Genomic DNA, 18,606 nt, shown 5'->3' with positions numbered 1-18,606 from the left:
GCGCCGCCCACGCATCAGAAGCGGTAGTCGGCGCTGAGCAGGAACGAGCGCGGTGCGCCCGGGGTGTAACGGTACCCGCTCTTGTTGATCGCAGCCACGTACTGCTTGTCGAACAGGTTGTAGGCGTTCAAGCGCACCACCAGGTGCGGGTTGATGGTGTACGAGGCGACCGCATCGTAGACCGTGTAGGACTTGGTGAATGCCGGGGTGCCCACCGCGCCATCGGTACCGCGGTGCATCTGGCCGGCATACCGGGCGCCACCGCCCAGGGTCAGGCCGAACGGGAAGGTGTAGCTGGTCCAGCTGGTGAAGGTATCGCCCGGCGTGTAGGTCAGGTTGCGGGTGCCGTCGGCGGCAACGTTGGCGCCTTCCTCCACGTCGGTATCGAGGTGGCTGTAGCCGGCGCTCACCGACCAGTTGTCGGTGATGCGACCCACCGTGGACACCTCGATGCCCTGCACCGACTTCTTGCCGGTCTGGGTGGGGTTGCCGGCGTCATCGAGCACCTGGGTGTTGATCTCGTTGCTGACTTCGGTCTTGAACAGCGCCACGTTCAAGGCCAGTGCGTCGTCCAGGAAGCTCCACTTGGTGCCCACCTCGAAGGTCTTTGCCTTCTGCGGATCCAGGCTGGGATTGTCGGCGCTGCTGGCCGAAGTGCTCAGCTGGAAATTGCTGCCACCGGGAGGCTGCTGCGAGATGGCGTAGTTGGCATACAGGCTGACCAGGTCATCGACCTTGTACACCGCGCCGACTTTCCAGTTGAGCAGGGTGTCCGACTGCGCCAGCGACGGATTGCGGATCACCGTGCCGACCGGATTGCTGCCACAGGCGGGGCCGCGCCCACCGCAGACCGACGCGCTCTGGTAGTCGGTCTTGTAGTGGTCTGCACGCAGGCCGGCGGTGAGCAGGAAGCTCTCGCCGATGGTGAGCGTGTCAAACAGGTACGCCGACGACGTCGTGGTCTTGCCATGGCTGTCGGCGCCGTTGTGGGCCCAGGTCAGGCCGGTGGCGTTCCAGTCCGGTGCGTACAGGTTGGCCGCGGACCACACGCTGCCGCCGGTGGCGGCCTGCCCGAAACTCTTCAGTTCTTCGCGAGTGAACTCCAGGCCGGTGCTCAGGTTGTGCGCGACCGCACCGGTGGCGAAGTCGGCGCGCAGGTTGAGCTGGTCGGTAAGGATGGTGTTCTGCTGGTCCTTGAAGGTCGGCAAGCTGCGCGCGAGGGTGTAGCTGCCCAGGTCGGCGGCAGAGGTGTAGCGGATGTTGCCGGTCGCCGCGCCATTGGCACCGCGGGTGCCGGTGCCCATGAAGGCGGTCAGCATGTAGTCCTGGTCGGTGCGGCCCCAGCGTGCGGTGTTGGTCAGGCGCACGTTGTCGTTGACGTCGTGCTCGATGCGGAACGTGGCCATCTTCGCGGTGACGTCGTCGTGGTCGGCGCGGGTACCGTAGAAGTTCTCCGGGTCCACCGGGTGGCCGGCCAGCTGCTCCAGCGTGGGCTGCGGCGTCCAGCCCGGCAGGCCCAGGGTGGGCACGCCGCCGTCGGGCACGTTGTCCTGTTCCACGTAAAGCAGGTTCAGGTAGTAGCGCGTGGCGGTGCCCAGGCCGAACGCGAGCGACGGGGCGATGCCCCAGCGGCTGTTGTTGACGTGGTCGCGGCCGGGCTGGTCGTTGTCCTGCCACATGGCATTGAGCCGCAGCGCGCTGGTAGCGCCCAGGGTCTGGTTCCAGTCGGCGGTGGTGCGCGCCTGGCTGTCGGTACCGGCCGAGACGGTGCCGGACACCGTGTCATGCAGGGTGGCCTGCTTGCTCACCATATTGATCGCGCCGGTGGGGGCGGAACGGCCGTTGTCGGTACCGGCCGGTCCCTTGGCCACTTCCACCTGTTCGGTATTGAACACATCGCGCGAGATCGAGCCGATGTCGCGCACGCCATCCACGAAGATGCTGCTGGAGGTGTCGAAGCCGCGCATGAAAATGCTGTCGCCGGTATTGGTGTTGCCGTTCTCGCCCACGTAGAACGTCCCCACACCTGGACTGTTGCGCAGTGCATCGGTCAGCGTGGTGGCACCCTGCTGATTGAACAGGTCGGCGGTGATCACCTGGATGGTCTGCGGCGTGTCCTGCAGCGACTGGGTGAACTTGGGCGAGGCGACCTTGTCGGCCTTGTAGCCGCGCACCCCGAGCACGTGCACCTGGTCCAGGGTCTGCGGCGTGGCGGTGCTGGACTGGGCAAGGGCTGTGACGGGCAGCGCGGCCAGGCCCAGGCCGGTGACCAGGCCGGCGGTGGCCAGGCAGGCGGCGCTGCGCGAAGAGGGAGAGTGCTTGCGGCTCTTGATCATGGAGGACGGTCCAGAAGGGCGAAGGTAGGCAGCAGGGGCATGCAGCGATCTGGCGGGCCGATCGGCGGTGCAGGCGGGGCAGGGCAGGGCGAACAGGCGCGGCCGCTGGCTGCGCGACGCGCAGGCAGGGCAGGGCCACCACGCGGTGCGTGGCAGCGGGATCAGGCGTGGGGAGGGGCGTGGCCGGGGTTGAGCCGCAGCGACGGTTCCATCCGCTGCCAGCGCAGCGCATCGGCCGGCCACAGCGGCACCACCGCCACCCAGGCGGTGCGGCGCAGGCGCAGGGTCACCCCCGCGGCGCTGGTGTCAGGATCGGCGCCGCCTTCGGTGGTGGCGGCCTGTTCACTGGCCGGGGGTTCGGGGCAGGGGACCGGTGTCTGCGGCAGCGTGGCGGTGGCATCGACCGGCGACAGGGACAGCGCGGACAGCGCCACGGTCGGCGGTGCCAGCGGGATGCTGGCGCGTGCGCCGCTCAGCCAGCCGGCGGCCAGCAGCACCACGCAGAGCGTGGCCCACAGGGCAGCAACACCGAGGGCGGAACGGGTGGCGGACACGGTTTACCAGGCAGGCGCGGCCGGGCGGCCGCGGCGCACATGGTAATGGTAGTAATTCCCATTTTCAAAACGCCGCTGTTCAGTCGCGGTCGTCGCGGGCCCAGACCCCGTCGTGTTCGCGCTTGACCGGGAACCTGGCCACCGGCGAATAGGCCGGGGCGCACAGGGCGCGGCCATCGCGGATGTCGAAACGGGCGCCATGCAGCACGCATTCGATGCTGGCCTCGGCGGTGTCAAAGGTGCCCGAGGACAGCTCGAACTCGTCGTGGGTGCACTGGTCTTCCAGGGCGTACAGCTCGCCGTCCAGGTTGAACACCACGATCGGGGTACCGGTGACCTCGTCGAAGGTGCTTTTCATCTCGCCCGGCAGCAGGTCGGCGCTGGCGCAGACGAAGGTCCAGGTGTCGCTCACGCCGGGACCACCAGCGGCTTTTCCAGGATCTCAAAGCGCAGGTCGTCGCGCTTGGGGATGCCGAAGCGCTCATCGCCATACGGGAACGGCTTCTTGATGCCGGTGCGCGCGTAGCCACGGCGCTCGTAGAAGGCGATCAGCTCCTCGCGCACGTCGATCACGGTCATCTGCATCACCGACACGCCCCATTCGCGGGCGGCGTGGGCCTCGGCAGCGTCCATCATCTGCTTGCCGATGCCGCCACCCTGCTGGGCGGGGTCGACCGAGAACATGCCGAAATAGCCCTTGCCGTTGTCGTCGGCCACGTGCGCGCAGGCCAGCAGGTGGCCATCGCGCTCAGCCAGCAGGATGGTCGAACGCGGCTTGGCCAGGTCGGCCTGCAGGCCCTGCGCGTCGATACGGGCGCCGTCCAGCAGGTCGGCTTCGGTGGTCCAGCCGGCGCGGCTGGCGTCGCCGCGGTAGGCCGAGGTGACCAGGGTGATCAGGGCGGGGATGTCGGCGGCAGTGGCCGCGCGGAAGGTCAGGGTGCTCATGCGCCCATTCTAGGCGGGGAGCGCGGCGCCGGGTAGGTACCGGCCGTTGGCCGGTACGCGCTTCAGCGCATGAAAAACTCCACCGGGAACGACAGCTCCACCGGTGCCGGGCGCTCTTCCGGCACCTTGGGCAACGGCGCGGCGCGGCGGAAGGTTTCCAGCGCGGCTTGGTCCAGCAGCGGGAAGCCGGAGGTGGCTTCCAGCGAGAGCGCCAGCAGGCTGCCGTCGCGGGCCACGCTGACCCGCAGCTGGGTGATGCCTTCCTGGCGACGCGCGCGGGCGGCGTTGGGGTAACGCCGGAAGCGCTCCAGGCGCGCCATTACCCGGCCCTCCCAGCTGTCGCGGCCGGGCGTGGCTTCGCTGGGGCCGGCCGGCAGCGGCGGGCTGGGCGGTGCGGCGGCAACCGAGGCCTCCTGCTGCTGGGGCGCGGGTGAATCGGGGGTGGGCTGCGGTGGCGTGGGCGGCGGAATGACCCAGTTGGCGGTGGCGCGTGGCGGTGTCTGCGGCAGCGGGCGTGGCGGTTCGGGCTTCTGTTTGGCCACCGATGCGGCGGTGCTGGGCGTGGGCGCGACGATCTCTTCCAACGGCACTTCGGGCGCACGCGGCGGCAGCAGGATCAGCTGGGTGCGCTCGGCCAGCGGTGGGGGCAGGTTGGCGGGCGAATAGGTCTGTGTCCAGAGCAGGGCAACGAAGACGCCCACATGGGCCAACGCTGTGATGCCGGCCGCCAGGGCACGCGCATGGCGTTCGCCGAACGCCGGCAGGCGGGGCGACCACGGCGGACCGAGGTGCGGCTGGCCCGTGCGAAGGAGGGGAGACGACATCGCCAAGTGCGGAAATGAGAAGTGTTCGCATTATCGCATTGTTGGGCTGCCGGTGGGCGCGCGTTGGGCTACGCTGCCCGGAGCGAACGTGGGGCCACCGGGAGCGCCTGAACGCAGAACGCCGCGATCTCTCGCGGCGTTCCGGGATCGCCAAGCGTCGGTTGCTGTCAGCCCAGCAGCTTCCGCACCTTGTTCAACGCCACGATGAAGCGCTCGATCTCGTCATGCGTGTTGTAGAACGCCAGCGACGCACGGCAGGTCGCCGCCACCCCGTAGTACTGCAGCAGCGGGTGCGCGCAATGCTGGCCCGACCGCACGGCCACGCCCTCCAGGTCCAGCAGGGTGGCCAGGTCGTGCGAGTGGGCACCCTCGATCAGGAACGACACCACCGCCGCTTTGTCCGGCGTGGTGCCGAAGATGCGCAGGCCGTCGATCTTGCCCAGTTCTTCGTTGAAGTGCGCCAGCAGCTCGGTTTCGCGGGTTTCCACGTGGTCCAGGCCGAGCGATTCAAGGTAGTCCACCGCCACGCCCAGGCCGATGAAACCGGCGATGTTCGGGGTGCCGGCTTCGAACTTGTGCGGGGCATCGTTGAACACGGTGCCCTCGAAGCTCACTTCCTTGATCATCTCGCCGCCACCGATGAACGGCGGCATCGCGTCGAGGTGCTCGCGGCGTGCCCACAGTGCGCCGGTGCCGGTGGGGCCGCACATCTTGTGGCCGGTGATGGCATAGAAGTCGCAACCGATCGCGGCCACGTCCACCTTGCGGTGCGGTACGGCCTGCGAGCCGTCGACCACGGTGATGATGCCGCGCTTGCGCGCTTCCCGGCAGATCTCGCGGACCGGGTTCACCGTGCCCAGCACGTTGGACACGTGCGCCACGGCAAGCAGCTTGACCTCGGCGGTCATCGCACGCCGCAGCGCGTCCAGGTCGAGCGCGCCGTCGGGGGTGATTTCGGCCACGCGGATCGTGGCGCCGGTGCGCTCGGCCACCAGCTGCCACGGCACGATGTTGGCATGGTGCTCCATGCGCGACACCAGGATCACATCGCCGGCCTTCAACCGCGGCAGGGCCCACGAATAGGCCACCAGGTTGAGCGCGAAGGTGGTGCCGCTGCACAGCACCAGTTCGCTGGCGCGCACGTTGAGGAAGCGCGCCAGCTTGGTGCGCGCGCCTTCGTAGGCATCGGTGGCCTCGGTGCCCAGCGCGTGCACCGCGCGGCTCACGTTGGCGTTGTAGCGGCGGTAGAACTCATCCACCGCGCCAATGACCTGCACCGGCTTCTGGCCGGTGTTGGCATTGTCGAAGTACACCAGCGGCTTGCCGTGCACTTCGCGCATCAACAGCGGGAAGTCCAGGCGGACGCGGTCCCAGTCCGGGGCCACCGCGGTATCGGGGGCCGGGCGCGCGGTGGAGAGGTTCATGCCACGCCTGCCTGGGCCAGGGCGATGTCGAGCTGGCGGCGCAGCTGTTCGGTCAGGCGGGCGTCCAGCGCGTTCAGCGGTTCATGGCAGAACGCCGCACTGAGCAGCTGCTGGGCCTGGTCGGCGGCCAACCCGCGCGAGCGCAGGTAGAACAGGGCGTTGGCATCGAGCTGGCCGACGGTGGCACCGTGGGCGGCCTTCACTTCGTCGGCGTCGATCACCAGCGTGGGCTGGGTATCGATCTCGGCGTCGGCCGACAGCAGCAGGTTCTTGTTGGACAGGTTGGCATCGGTGCCATCGGCGCCGGCGCGGATGTGGATGCCACCATGGAACACCACGCGGCTGCGGTTGGCCGCCACGCCACGCCACAGCATCTGCGAGCTGGTGTCGCGCGCGATGTGCTCGATGCCCAGGCGGGTATCGATATGGCGGCGGCCATTGCCCAGCAACACGCCGTTGGCGGTGAGCTGGGCGTTGTCGCCTTCCAGGCGCACGTTGAGCTCGTGGCGGCTCAATGCGGCGCCCAGTTCCAGGTCGATGCGGCGGTACTGCGCGTTACGTGCGAGCACGGCGTCGGTGCGCAGCAGGGTAGTGGCGCGACCGCTGTCGGCCTGCACGCGGGCGTGCGAGAGCACGGCGTCCTGGGCTAGGTGCACGTGCACCAGGGTGTTGCCCAGGTGCGCGGCATCGCCCACATGCAGGTGGTGTTCGACCACGCCGAGCGCGGCACCGGCGCGCAGTTCGATCAGGTGGCGATGGTGCCAGGCCAGGTCGGTCTCGCCGGCCACGCTGATGAAGACCAGCTGCAGCGGCAGTTCGACCTGTGCGCCGTCTTCCACGCGCACCACCACGCCTTCATCGGCGAGGGCGGCGTTGAGGCGGGCGAACACTTCGTCGCTGCGCTCGAAACGGCGGCCGAGAAAGCGCAGGGCTTCGTCGCCGGCGGCCAGCGCCGAGGACAGGGTCTGCAGCTGGATGCCGGCCGGCAGCGCGGCCACATCGCTCAGTGCCTGCGACGGACGGCCGTTGACGAACACCAGGCGCGGCGACGGAATGTCGGCCAGCAGCGCGGCATCGACGTCGGTGGCGGCCAGGGGCGCCGGGCTGAAGCTGCGGCGTTCCAGCTGGCGCAGCGAGGTGTACTTCCAGGCTTCGGTACGCGGGCCGGGCAGGCCGGCCTGCAGGGCGGCGTCCAGTTCGGCGCGGCGCGCGTCGCTGCCGCAGAAGCCGCTGGCAAGGGAATCGAGCAGGGCGCTCATCAGACCGCTGCCTCCGGCACCACGCGGTCCTTCAGGAAGTGGTAGCCGTGGGCTTCCAGTTCCAGGGCCAGTTCCGGGCCGCCGCTCTGCACGATCTTGCCGTCGGCCAGCACGTGCACCACGTCCGGCTTGATGTAGTCGAGCAAGCGCTGGTAGTGGGTGATGACGATGAACGAACGGTCCGGCGAGCGCAGCGCGTTGACGCCGTCGGCCACGCTCTTGAGCGCGTCGATGTCCAGGCCCGAATCGGTTTCATCCAGGATCGCCAGCTTGGGTTCAAGCACGGCCAGCTGGAAGATCTCGTTGCGCTTCTTCTCGCCACCGGAGAAGCCTTCGTTGACGCCCCGGTGCAGCAGTTCGTCCTTCAGGTGCAGCACGGCCAGCTTCTGGCGCACCAGCTTGAGGAACTGCATCGAATCCAGTTCCTCTTCGCCGCGCGCCTTGCGCTGGGCGTTGAGCGCGGCGCGCAGGAAGTAGGTGTTGTTGACGCCGGGGATTTCCACCGGGTACTGGAAGGCCAGGAACAGACCGGCGGCGGCGCGTTCTTCCGGCGCCAGCTCGAGCAGATCGCGGCCTTCGAACTGCACGCTGCCCTCGCTCACGTCATAGCCGTCGCGGCCAGCCAGCACGTTGCCCAGGGTGGACTTGCCGGCGCCGTTGGGGCCCATGATGGCGTGCACCTGGCCGGGCTTCACGTCCAGCGACAGGCCCTTGAGGATTTCTTTCTCGCCGATGCGGGCGTGGAGGTTGTCGATCTTCAGCATGATACGAATCCGGGGTAGCGCCACGCCATGCGTGGCTGAAAAATTCAAACGAAGGCGGCGGTGGGGTTAACCCACAGACCCTTCCAGCGACACTTCCAGCAGCTTCTTGGCTTCCACCGCGAACTCCATCGGCAGCTCGCGGAAGACCTGCTTGCAGAAGCCATCGACGATCATCGACACCGCGTTTTCCTGGTCGATGCCGCGCGCGCGGCAATAGAACAGCTGGTCGTCGGAGATCTTGGAGGTGGTTGCCTCGTGCTCCACCGTCGCGCTCGGGTTCTTGACCTCGATGTACGGGAAGGTGTGCGCGCCGGAGGTCTTGCCGATCAGCAGCGAGTCGCACTGGGTGTAGTTGCGCGCGCCGTCGGCGTTGCGGTCCACCTTGACCAGGCCACGGTAGGTGTTCTGGCCACGCCCGGCACTGATGCCCTTGCTGACGATCTTGCTCTTGGTGCGCTTGCCGATGTGGATCATCTTGGTGCCGGTATCGGCCTGCTGACGGTGATGGGTCAGCGCGACCGAGTGGAACTCGCCCACCGAGTCATCGCCCAGCAGCACGCAGGACGGGTACTTCCAGGTGATCGCCGAACCGGTTTCCACCTGGGTCCAGGTGACCTTGCTGCGCGCGCCACGGCATTCGGCACGCTTGGTGACGAAGTTGTAGATGCCGCCGACGCCGTTCTCGTCGCCCGGGTACCAGTTCTGCACCGTGGAATACTTGATCTCCGCATCTTCCAGCGCCACCAGCTCGACCACCGCGGCGTGCAGCTGGTTTTCATCGCGCATCGGCGCGGTGCAGCCTTCCAGGTAGGACACGTACGCCTTGTCCTCGCAGATGATCAGGGTGCGCTCGAACTGGCCGGTGTGGCCGGCGTTGATGCGGAAGTAGGTGCTCAGTTCCATCGGGCACCGCACGCCCTTGGGAATGAACACGAAGCTGCCGTCGGAGAACACCGCCGAATTCAACGCGGCGAAGTAGTTGTCGCCAACCGGCACCACGGTGCCCAGGTACTGTTTGACCAGTTCCGGGTGCTCCTTGATGGCTTCGGACATCGAGCAGAAGATCACGCCCTTCTCGGCCAGTTCCTTGCGGAAGGTGGTGCCCACCGAGACCGAATCGAACACCGCATCCACGGCCACGCCGGCCAGCTTGGCGCGCTCGTGCAGCGGCACGCCCAGCTTGTCGTAGGTGTCCAGCAGTTCCTTGGGCACGTCGTCCAGCGAGGCATACTTCGGGCCCTTCGGCGCCGAGTAGTAGCTGAGCGACTGCAGGTCGATCGGGGCGATCTGCAGCTTGGCCCAGTTCGGCATCGGCATGGTCAGGAAGTGGCGGTAGGCGTCCAGGCGCCACTGCGTCATCCATTCCGGCTCTTCCTTCTTGGCCGACAGGGCACGGATGGTGTCCTCGTCCAGGCCAGGCGGCAGCGAGTCCGATTCGATATCGGTGATGAAGCCGGCCGAATACTTGCGGCCAAGCTGCTCGTGGATCTCGCGGTTGGGGGTATCGCCGGTGGCGACGGTGTCGAGGATATCGGTGGCCATGGGGGCTGCCTGTGGATCAGGAGACGACATCGGCCGCGATCACGCGGCGCGAAGCATCAACAAGGGGAAGAGGGGGCAGGATCTGCGCCAGGCTGACCGCGCGCAGTGCTTCGGACACCACGTCGTTGATCAGCCGCCAGCTGCTGCGCGCGCCGCATTGCATCTCGCGCCCGCACTGGCTGTGCTCGTGGGCGCACTCGGTCAGCCCCAGCGGGCCCTCCATGGCTTCCACGATCTCGAACAGGGTGATCTGCTCGGCCGGGCGGGTCAGGCGGTAACCGCCGCGCACGCCGCGCAGGCCTTCGACCAGCCCGGCCTGGGCCAGCGGCTTGAGCAGCTTGCTGACGGTGGGCGGTTCAAGGCTGGCGAACTCGGCCAGTTCGGTCGCACTGAGCACTTCGCCCGGGCGGGCGGCGAGCACGGTCAGCACGACGGTGGCGTAATCGGTGAGTTTGGTGACGCGGAGCATGGGGAGGGTGGAATCGTAAAGCGGACTGAAATTGTACGCTTTTCTCCGCGGGCATCCAACCCACCCCGTTCAGGGGCGATCCGGCGAGGCGTTGCAGGGGCTGGGTGTCGCGTGGCTTTGGCAATCACAAAGATTAAGCGAGAATCGGGACTTACCTTCCGCAACGGCCAGCCACATGCCCAAGAAGATCCAAGCCCGCAAGTCCTCCATCCACGGCAATGGCGTGTTCGCGCTGGCGCCGATCAAGCAGGGCGAGCGGGTCATCCAGTACAAGGGGTTGCTGCGCAGCCACGCCGATGTGGATGCCGATGATACCGGGGATGTCGAGAGCGGGCACACGTTCCTGTTCACCCTGAACGACGATTACGTCATCGATGCCAACTACAAAGGCAACGACGCGCGCTGGTTGAACCACAGCTGCGACCCGAACTGCGAAGCGGTGATCGAGGAAGCCGAGGGCGACAACCGCCGCGAGGACAAGGTGTTCATCGAGGCGATCAAGGACATCAAGCCGGGCGACGAGCTGACCTACAACTACGGCATCACCCTGGCCGAGCGCCACACCGCGCGCCTGAAGAAGATCTGGGAATGCCGCTGCGGGTCGAAGAAGTGCACCGGGACGATGCTGCAGCCCAAGCGCTGATCCGGCGGCGTGCGCGGGGTGCCGGTGGCTGCCGGCACTGCCCACGCGGCCTGCACATGCTGGTCACCGTTGCCCAATGCGCGGCGCGGCAGACTGAAGGCTCCTTTCTACCGGAGCCTTTCCATGGCACACGCACTCAACGGCAAGCAGGTGGCGATCCTGGCCACCGACGGTTTTGAACAGTCCGAGTTGCAGGAGCCCAAGCGCCTGCTGGAAGGCTGGGGCGCCACGGTGACGGTGATCGCACCGGGCGATGCCAGCCAGATCCGCGGCTGGAAGGGCAAGGACTGGGGCGAATCGGTGGCGGTGGATCAGGCGCTGACGGCGGCGAAACCGGATGCGTACCACGCGCTGGTGCTGCCGGGCGGGGTGATCAACCCCGACACGCTGCGCATCGACACGCAGGCCGTGGACTTCATCAAGGCATTTGGCGCAGCGGGCAAGCCGGTCGCGGCGATCTGCCATGGCCCCTGGCTGCTGGTGGAATCGGGGTTGGCCAAGGGCCGCGCGGTCACCTCGTGGCCGTCGCTGAAAACCGACCTGACCAACGCGGGCGCGCAGTGGCGCGATGCCGAGGTGGTGGTGGACGGCAACCTGATCACCAGCCGCAAGCCCGATGACATTCCCGCGTTTGCCGACGCGGTGGCCAAGGCATTGGCCGGTTGATCGCGGCGGGGACCGACGGGGTGCGTACCGACGTGGTGCGTACCGACCTGATGCGTACCGACCAACGGTCGGTACCTACCGGATCACTTGCCCAACATACCCGCCGGGACCAGCTTGCCCAGGTCCTGGTTGAAGGTCACCACCAGCTTGCCGTTCTCCACCTGCGCCGATTGCACCTGCAGCGCGCCGAGCACGCTGGCCACGGTGGGGTCGATCTTGTAGATCGGCTCGCGGCGCGCGTAGTCGGTCAGCCAGGCATTGAGCAGGCTGCGTGTGCGCGAATCCAGGCGCCCGCCGTTGTTGGCCGGGGTGAAGTCATCCACGGTCGGCTGATCCAGGTGGAAGCCCTGGGTCTGGGCGTCGTAGCGCAGGCCACTGCTCAGTTTCACCTTGCCCAGCGCGGCCGGCGCACTGCCGGCCGTGGCCATGGCCACATCAAACCCCAGGTCCAGGCGGTTGCCCTGCGGCAGCGCCAGCTGCGGGTGGCTCATGGTCATGGCGATCAGGCCGCCGAGCGCATCCTGGGTGCGCGGGAAGCTGCCGTCCAGGTACTGCTGCACGTCGCTGGCGCCTACCGACAACTGGCGACCGGACACACTCGGCGCCGCCTGCGCACCAACCGCGGCGGCGATCAGCACGGTGCATGCGGCGAGGCGGGACAACAACGGGCGTGCGTTCATGGGGGCGGGCCGTGGCGAAGGAGGAGACGCCAACGATAGCGCTTCCGGCTGAATCCAGCTTGGACGCCGCCTCGACGTGGCGCTGTCGTTGCCGGGCGGTCAGTCCAGTACCGGTTGCAGCGACGCGCCGTGGATTTCCCAGCCGCTGCCGTCGGCCCGCGGCTGCAGGCGGTACCAGCCCTGGAACCGCAACGTGCGCTCGCCGGTGACCACGCGGATCCGCACCGGTACTTCGCGCAGGCGCGAGGGCTGTGCGTCGTCGCGGGCGATGGGCAGGTCGCTGTCCATGCGCAGGGAGCGCACGTCGGCTTGTTCGGGGTGATCGGCTAGGCGGCGCAGCGCCGCGTCATCGGCGTGCGAGGCCGGCTGCCCGCCGCTCCAGAACGCGTCGGCGGTGGCACGGTCGCCCCGCATCAACGCGTTGAAGTAGTCGCGCACCACGGTGCTCTCATCATCGGCGCCCGCGGCGACGGCACTCAGCGCCGCCAGCGGAGCCGCCGCCAGCGCGGTGGCGGCGGCCGGGGCGTGATCGGGGGCGGCGGTAGGTGCATCGGCGGCCGGTGGCGCCGGGGGGGGAGTGCTGTCATCCCCGTGGCGCTGGCAGGAACACCCACCCAGCAGGAGCAGCGGCAACAGGATCACGGCACGACGCATTGGACTCTCCCCGGGCAAGGGCAGAGTGTAGCGGCCTGTTGCGGTGATCAGGGTGCCTGCTGGATCGCCTCGAGCGCCTGCAGCACGTCGCCCAGCTGCGGCTGCAGCGCCGTCAGCGGGTGGCTCGGGTCCTGTGCGTGGCGGCGCGCCAGGTCGTGCAGCAGCTGGGTGGCGACGATGGCGGCGGCACGCTCGTCACCGCTCAGGCCGGTCTGGCGCCGCGCGATTTCCAGCAGGCGCATCCAGTCCTGCTGCGCGCGGTGTTCCAGTTCGATCGTGCAGCGTCCGCTGCACTGCAACCCGTCCTTCTCGATCGGGGTGACGGTAATGCGGTAGCGCTGGGAGGGGCTGGTCATGGCGGCAGGTGTTGGGGGGACGAACCCACCATAGGCGTGCCCGTGGCCGGGGGCGACGGGCGCCGCCGCACGCAGTGTTCCACCGTGTGCGTTCCACGCCGGCGCACGCGGCCGGAGATGGCCGTGGGCGCAGCGTTTGCGCGGCATGCGGGACGGTGTGCCCCAATTGGCAACGCTGTGTTTCGCTGCGTGCGAGGGGGGGGCAAAGACCGCTTGTTTGTCTCCTCGCCGGGGAAGACAGACGGTTGGCGCTGTTGCCTGCATCGGGACAGAGCCGGGATAGGTGAGCCCCAAAGAGATTTGTTTGCGAATGCAGTGAACGCTCTGCGTTTCCGTGTCCCGCCCATCCCTCCGCATCTGCCCACACACGGTACCGTCCGCACTAGCCGCGCTGGTTCTGGCGCCATTCCAGCTGAGTGTTCCCAAACGAAAGACGCCAAAAAAGAACGGGACGGCCAAGGCCGTCCCGTTCGGGTGCTGCAGGAAACGCGCTGGTTAGAGCGCAGCGTCCTTGAGCTTCTTGAGCGGACGCACCTTCAGCTTGGTGGAAGCCGGCTTGGCGGCAAACCACTGCTCTTCCTTGGTGAACGGATTGATCCCCTTGCGCTTCGGCTTGGCCGCAACGCTGACGGTGGTGATCTTCAGCAGGCCCGGCAGGGTGAAGCTGCCCGCGCCCTTCTTGTGCACCGAAGCGGCGACGGCGCCTTCCAGCGAGGCGAGCACGGCGCGCACGTCCTTGGCGACAACGCCGGACGTTTCAACGATGTGTGCAACCAGACCAGACTTGCTCAGTACGTCCTTGATCGGCTTGGGAGCGGCCGGCTTGGCGGCTGCCTTGGTAGCGACTTTCTTTACTGCCTTCTTCGGGGCAGCCTTCTTAGCGGTCTTTGCCATGGTTTCCTGTTCCGTGAACGGTTGGTTGTTTGGTCGCGCCGAACCCGGTCGGCAAGCGAAATGTAGGCCAACCAGGCGGCGCCGCCAATAGGCAATCGCATAAAAGTTCGCGATTTCCTGCCTGCCGGTTACTGCAGTGCATCAGCACATGCCCGAAAAACAGGGCCGACGGTCGGTCCTGTGGCGTCGGTCAGGATCGCCTGGCGGCCTGCCGCTACCGCCAAAACCCCTTGAAAACAGCGGTTTTCCTGTTGCCGTGTGGTGCGGCGGCGGGGCCTGGGTCAGCGCCCGGCGTGGGCGCGGCCGCCGGACCGACGCCGTGCTAACGCCGCCTCGTCCATGCTGGACCTGCCATTCATCCGCAGGAGACACACCGATGGGTATTTCGCGTCATGCCACCGCGCACTGGGAAGGTGACCTCAAGACAGGCAAGGGACAATTGAGCACGCCGCAGAGCGGCCTGCTGGACAAGACCCGGTATGCCTTCAGCAGCCGCTTTGGCGATGAGAAGGGCACCAACCCCGAAGAACTGATCGCCGCCGCGCACGCCGGCTGCTTCACCATGGCGCTGTCGGCCAAGCTCACCGAGGCCGGGTTCGTGCCGACCTCGCTGGATACCGAAGCCAAGGTGGATCTTTCCATGGAAGGCGGCCCGCAGCTGTCGCAGATCACCTTGAAGGTGAAGGCCGTGGTGCCCAACATCGACGCCACCCAGTTCCGGGCGATCGCCGATGACGCCAAGCAGAACTGCCCGGTGTCCAAGGCGCTGAGCGCAGTGCCGATCAGCATGGAAGCCGAGCTGGCGTAAACGCCCAACGGCTGCTTCAGGGGTGCCGGCCAATGGCCGGCACCCGCAGGGCGGCGGTACCCGTAGGGCAGGCCGCGGCCGGTTCTACCAGTCCAGTGTGCCGCGGATCACGGTCTGCACCTGGCCGCCCGACCACACATCCCCGTCGGCATCGATATACAGGCTGAGCCGCGCGTCGTGGCCCACTTCGCGACCCTGGCTCACCACGTAGCGGCGCCCTTCGCCGGGCAGCGCATTGCGGGTGTCCAGCCACGCGGCGAGCACCGCGTTGGCGGCCCCGGAGGCGGCGTCCTCGAAGCGGCGACCATTGCCGACGAACGCCCGCACCGCCAGGTCCCACGACTCGCCGGTGCTGCGCGCATAGGCGAACACACCCATGCTGTCGGTGCTTTCGGCCAGTGCGGCAATTGCGTCCCAGTCGGGCCGCAGCGCACGCAGGGTGGCCTCATCGCGCAGTTCCACCACCCACCAGCTGCGTCCACCGGCCATGCGCGCCGGCGGCAACGCGCCCAGCGCCCAGCCGGCCAGTGCGGCCTGCAGGCGCGGGTCGCCCGGCTGTGCCACCTCGGCCACGCTGGCGCGCGGGGTGCGGATGGCGATGGTGCGGGCCGCGCCCGTGCCGTCCACCTGCAAGGGCAGCGTGCCGGCAATGCCGTCCTGGACCAGCACGCCGTCCACCGGCGCGGCCACCGCTTCCTCCAGCACCGCGTGCGCGGTGCCCACGCTGGGGTGGCCGGCGAAGGGGACTTCCTTCTGCGGGCTGAACATGCGCAGGCGGTAGCTGCTGCCGGGCGCCTCTGCTGCGAACACGAAGGTGGTCTCCGGCAGCCGGGTCCAGCGCGCGATGGCCTGCATCGCCGCCTCGTCCAGGCCTTCGGCGTCCAGCACCACCGCCAGGGGGTTGCCGGCGCCGGGGTAAGGGGAAAACACGTCCAACTGCAGGAAACGGCGGGAAGTCATGGCGTCAGGGTCTGCGAAACGGTCGGGCAGCTTACCAATCCGGGACGGCCCCGGGCCCGGTTTCGGGGCACCCAAGGTGCCCGCGCAGGCCCTGCCGGGGCCGGGCTTGGCATAGAATCGGGAGTTCGGCCGGTGTGCCGGGCGAATCCCCCCTCACTACGAAACCCTCTTTACTTCCATGTCAGCTTCCCCCCTTGTCGATCGTTGGATCGTACTGAAGTTCGGCGGCACCTCCGTGTCGCGTCGTCACCGCTGGGACACGATCGGGAAGCTGGCGAAAAAACGTGCGGAGGAGACCGGCGCGCGCGTGCTGGTGGTGGTGTCGGCGCTGTCCGGGGTCACCAACGAACTGACCGCCATTGCCGACGGCGCCGCCGACAGCCGTGCCCGCGTGGACGCGCTGGTGGCCCGCCACCGCGAGTTCCTGGGCGAGCTGGGGCTGGACGCCACCGCGCTGGATGAACGCCTGGCCGGGTTGTCCGGACTGCTCGATGACCCGCGCGCGGCCAGCCGCCCGCTGGACTGGCAGGCCGATGTGCTGGGCCAGGGCGAGCTGCTGTCCTCCACCGTGGGCGCGGCGTACCTGCATGCCAGCGGCCTGGACTTCGGCTGGATGGACGCGCGGCAGTGGCTGGATGCGCTGCCGCCGCAGCCCAACCAGAGCGACTGGTCGCAGCGGTTGTCGGTGAACTGCCAGTGGCGTGCCGATGCCGACTGGGCCGCGCGTTTCCGCGCCCAGCCCACGCGCATGCTGATCACCCAGGGCTTCATCTCGCGCCACGCCGATGGCGGTACCGCCATCCTCGGCCGCGGCGGCTCGGACACCTCGGCGGCGTACTTCGGTGCGCTGCTGGGTGCCAGCCGCGTGGAAATCTGGACCGACGTGCCGGGCATGTTCAGCGCCAATCCGCGCGACGTGCCCGATGCGCGCCTGCTGACCCGGCTGGACTATTACGAAGCACAGGAAATCGCCACCACCGGCGCCAAAGTGCTGCACCCGCGCTCGATCAAGCCGTGCCGCGACGCCGGCGTGCCGATGGCCATCCTGGACACCGAGCGCCCGGAACTGCCGGGCACCAGCATCGACGGCAATGCCGCGCTGGTGCCGGGGGTGAAGGCGATCAGCCGCCGCAACGGCATCGTGCTGGTGTCCATGGAAGGCATCGGCATGTGGCAGCAGGTGGGCTTCCTCGCCGACGTGTTCGGGCTGTTCAAGAAGCACGGGCTGTCGGTGGACCTGATCGGTTCGGCCGAAACAAACGTCACCGTGTCGCTTGACCCGTCCGAGAACCTGGTCAACACCGACGTGCTGGCCGCGCTGTCGGCCGATCTGTCGCAGATCTGCAAGGTGAAGATCATCGTGCCGTGCGCGGCGATCACCCTGGTCGGGCGCGGCATGCGGTCGCTACTGCACAAGCTGTCGGACGTGTGGGCCACGTTCGGGCGCGAGCGCGTGCACATGATTTCGCAGTCGTCCAACGACCTCAACCTGACCTTCGTCATCGATGAAGCCGACGCCGACGGCCTGCTGCCGATCCTGCACGCCGAGCTGATCGACAGCGGCGCGATGCCGGTGGAAGAAGGCGAAGTGTTCGGCCCGCGCTGGCGCGAGATCGCCGGTACCGTGCGCCCGCGCGAAACCGCCTGGTGGCGGGGCCAGCGCGCGCACCTGCTGACACTTGCCCAGGCCGGTACGCCGCGCTACGTGTACAACCTGCCCACGGTGCGCGCCCGTGCGCGCGCGCTGACCGCGATCAAGGCCATCGACCAGCGTTACTACGCGATCAAGGCCAACTCGCATCCGGCCATCCTGGAAGTTCTGGAGCAGGAAGGCTTCGGCCTGGAGTGCGTGTCGCACGGCGAGCTCAAGCACGTGTTCAACACGCTGCCCACGCTGTCGCCCAAGCGCGTGCTGTTCACCCCCAGCTTCGCCCCGCGCAGCGAGTACGACGCGGCGTTCGCGCTGGGCGTCACCGTCACCGTGGACAACGTGGAGGCGCTGCAGCGTTGGCCGGACCTGTTCCGCAACCGCGAACTGTGGCTGCGCGTGGACCTGGGCCGTGGCGAAGGCCACCACGCCAAGGTCCGCACCGGCGGCAAGGACTCCAAGTTCGGCCTGCCGATCGCCCGCGTGGACGAGTTCGTGCGCCTGGCCACCGAGCTGGGCACCCGCGTGGTGGGCCTGCATGCGCACCTGGGCAGTGGCGTGGAAACCGCGCAGCACTGGCGCCTGATGTGCGATGAGCTGGCCGGTTTCGCGCGGCGCATCGGCAGCGTGGAAACCATCGACATTGGCGGTGGCCTGCCCATTCCCTACAGCGCCGACGACGAACCGTTCGACCTGGACGCCTGGGCCGTCGGCCTGGCCGAGGTCAAGGCGGTGCACCCGGCGTTCCGGCTGGCGATCGAACCGGGCCGCTACCTGGTGGCCGAATCGGGCGTGCTGCTGGCCACGGCCACCCAGGTGATCGAAAAGGACGGCGTGCGCCGCGTGGGCCTGGATGCGGGCATGAACACGCTGATGCGCCCGGCCCTGTATGACGCCTGGCACGACATCGAGAACCTGAGCCGGCTCGGCGGCTATGCCGAAGCTGCGTTCGACGTGGTCGGCCCGATCTGCGAGTCCAGCGATGTGTTCGGCAAGCGCCGCAAGCTGCCGGTCTCGACCGCGCCGGACGATGTGATGCTGATCGCCGATGCCGGTGCCTACGGTTACGTCATGGCCAACACCTACAACCAGCGCGAGCTGCCGCGCGAGGACGTCATCGATGACGGTCCTTGACCGCCGCCTGCCGCCCACCCTTGAAGACGCGCCGTGCACACGCACG

19 protein-coding genes are annotated in these 18,606 nt (G+C 68.1%); 4 read left to right on the top strand and 15 right to left on the bottom strand.

The genetic code is table 11. The features are described from left to right. Positions 1-14 precede the first annotated feature (14 nt). From AC6CHL_RS18500 to AC6CHL_RS18455, 10 genes are all read right to left on the bottom strand, one after another. The gene (locus AC6CHL_RS18500; protein WP_498295702.1) at positions 15-2,336 is read right to left on the bottom strand and encodes a catecholate siderophore receptor Fiu; all 2,322 of its coding nucleotides are present in this window, start codon (positions 2,334-2,336) and stop codon (positions 15-17) included. Positions 2,337-2,497: 161 nt separating this feature from the next. Continuing rightward, positions 2,498-2,890: a hypothetical protein gene (locus tag AC6CHL_RS18495; RefSeq protein ID WP_185753326.1), complete on the bottom strand. Its 393-nt coding sequence runs from the start codon at positions 2,888-2,890 to the stop codon at positions 2,498-2,500. Positions 2,891-2,969: 79 nt separating this feature from the next. After that, a complete protein-coding gene (locus AC6CHL_RS18490) occupies positions 2,970-3,302 on the bottom strand; it encodes a non-heme iron oxygenase ferredoxin subunit (RefSeq protein WP_141057317.1) in 333 nt (110 codons plus the stop codon). Beyond that, positions 3,299-3,835, bottom strand: a complete 537-nt coding sequence (locus AC6CHL_RS18485; RefSeq protein ID WP_038689908.1) for a GNAT family N-acetyltransferase — start codon at positions 3,833-3,835, stop codon at positions 3,299-3,301. The genes AC6CHL_RS18490 and AC6CHL_RS18485 overlap by 4 nt, the downstream gene beginning before the upstream one ends. Before the next feature lie 62 nt (positions 3,836-3,897). Further along, positions 3,898-4,659, bottom strand: a complete 762-nt coding sequence (locus tag AC6CHL_RS18480; RefSeq protein ID WP_498295701.1) for an energy transducer TonB — start codon at positions 4,657-4,659, stop codon at positions 3,898-3,900. A 167-nt stretch (positions 4,660-4,826) separates the two neighbouring features. Continuing rightward, positions 4,827-6,083, bottom strand: coding sequence for a cysteine desulfurase (locus AC6CHL_RS18475; RefSeq protein ID WP_447592367.1), 1,257 nt, complete (start codon positions 6,081-6,083; stop codon positions 4,827-4,829). Continuing rightward, positions 6,080-7,342: a Fe-S cluster assembly protein SufD gene (gene sufD, locus AC6CHL_RS18470; protein WP_038689903.1), complete on the bottom strand. Its 1,263-nt coding sequence runs from the start codon at positions 7,340-7,342 to the stop codon at positions 6,080-6,082. Before sufD ends, AC6CHL_RS18475 begins: the two co-directional genes overlap by 4 nt. Further along, positions 7,342-8,106, bottom strand: a complete 765-nt coding sequence (gene sufC / locus AC6CHL_RS18465) for a Fe-S cluster assembly ATPase SufC (RefSeq protein WP_088432788.1) — start codon at positions 8,104-8,106, stop codon at positions 7,342-7,344. Before sufC ends, sufD begins: the two co-directional genes overlap by 1 nt. A 66-nt stretch (positions 8,107-8,172) precedes the next feature. Next, positions 8,173-9,648 (bottom strand): Fe-S cluster assembly protein SufB, encoded by a 1,476-nt coding sequence (sufB, locus tag AC6CHL_RS18460; RefSeq protein ID WP_038689899.1) that lies wholly within the window; start codon positions 9,646-9,648, stop codon positions 8,173-8,175. Between the two features lie 16 nt (positions 9,649-9,664). Then, positions 9,665-10,117: an SUF system Fe-S cluster assembly regulator gene (locus AC6CHL_RS18455; protein ID WP_038689897.1), complete on the bottom strand. Its 453-nt coding sequence runs from the start codon at positions 10,115-10,117 to the stop codon at positions 9,665-9,667. Between the two features lie 175 nt (positions 10,118-10,292). On the opposite strand from AC6CHL_RS18455, the gene AC6CHL_RS18450 reads away from it, so the two are divergent. Beyond that, positions 10,293-10,760: an SET domain-containing protein gene (locus AC6CHL_RS18450; protein WP_038689895.1), complete on the top strand. Its 468-nt coding sequence runs from the start codon at positions 10,293-10,295 to the stop codon at positions 10,758-10,760. A gap of 123 nt (positions 10,761-10,883) precedes the next feature. Then, positions 10,884-11,426, top strand: a complete 543-nt coding sequence (locus tag AC6CHL_RS18445; protein ID WP_498295700.1) for a type 1 glutamine amidotransferase domain-containing protein — start codon at positions 10,884-10,886, stop codon at positions 11,424-11,426. A gap of 83 nt (positions 11,427-11,509) precedes the next feature. Here the strand turns inward: AC6CHL_RS18445 and AC6CHL_RS18440 are convergent, their stop codons facing one another. The 4 genes from AC6CHL_RS18440 to AC6CHL_RS18425 all read right to left on the bottom strand — a co-directional run bounded on the left by AC6CHL_RS18440 (position 11,510) and on the right by AC6CHL_RS18425 (position 14,010). Next, entirely contained in the window at positions 11,510-12,106 is a 597-nt protein-coding gene (locus AC6CHL_RS18440; protein ID WP_038689892.1) for a DUF1439 domain-containing protein, read from the bottom strand. 99 nt (positions 12,107-12,205) lie between these two features. After that, positions 12,206-12,760: a hypothetical protein gene (locus AC6CHL_RS18435; RefSeq protein WP_498295699.1), complete on the bottom strand. Its 555-nt coding sequence runs from the start codon at positions 12,758-12,760 to the stop codon at positions 12,206-12,208. Between the two features lie 47 nt (positions 12,761-12,807). Beyond that, the gene (locus AC6CHL_RS18430) at positions 12,808-13,116 is read right to left on the bottom strand and encodes a DUF3861 family protein (protein WP_038689888.1); all 309 of its coding nucleotides are present in this window, start codon (positions 13,114-13,116) and stop codon (positions 12,808-12,810) included. 495 nt (positions 13,117-13,611) lie between these two features. Further along, positions 13,612-14,010: an HU family DNA-binding protein gene (locus tag AC6CHL_RS18425; protein ID WP_038689886.1), complete on the bottom strand. Its 399-nt coding sequence runs from the start codon at positions 14,008-14,010 to the stop codon at positions 13,612-13,614. Between the two features lie 376 nt (positions 14,011-14,386). Between AC6CHL_RS18425 and AC6CHL_RS18420 the strand changes: the two genes are divergently transcribed. Then, positions 14,387-14,818 carry an OsmC family protein gene (locus AC6CHL_RS18420; RefSeq protein ID WP_038689884.1) on the top strand — a complete coding sequence of 144 codons (432 nt, stop codon included), beginning with the start codon at positions 14,387-14,389 and terminating at the stop codon, positions 14,816-14,818. An 84-nt stretch (positions 14,819-14,902) separates the two neighbouring features. Here the strand turns inward: AC6CHL_RS18420 and AC6CHL_RS18415 are convergent, their stop codons facing one another. After that, positions 14,903-15,778, bottom strand: a complete 876-nt coding sequence (locus AC6CHL_RS18415) for a PhzF family phenazine biosynthesis protein (protein ID WP_498295698.1) — start codon at positions 15,776-15,778, stop codon at positions 14,903-14,905. 178 nt (positions 15,779-15,956) lie between these two features. On the opposite strand from AC6CHL_RS18415, the gene AC6CHL_RS18410 reads away from it, so the two are divergent. Beyond that, complete coding sequence (locus AC6CHL_RS18410; protein ID WP_498295697.1) at positions 15,957-18,560, top strand: bifunctional aspartate kinase/diaminopimelate decarboxylase; 2,604 nt, start codon at positions 15,957-15,959, stop codon at positions 18,558-18,560. Positions 18,561-18,606: the final 46 nt, after the last annotated feature.

This window comes from Stenotrophomonas sp. GQ19 (assembly GCF_059758695.1).
This window is presented reverse-complemented; position numbering and strand designations above follow the sequence as displayed.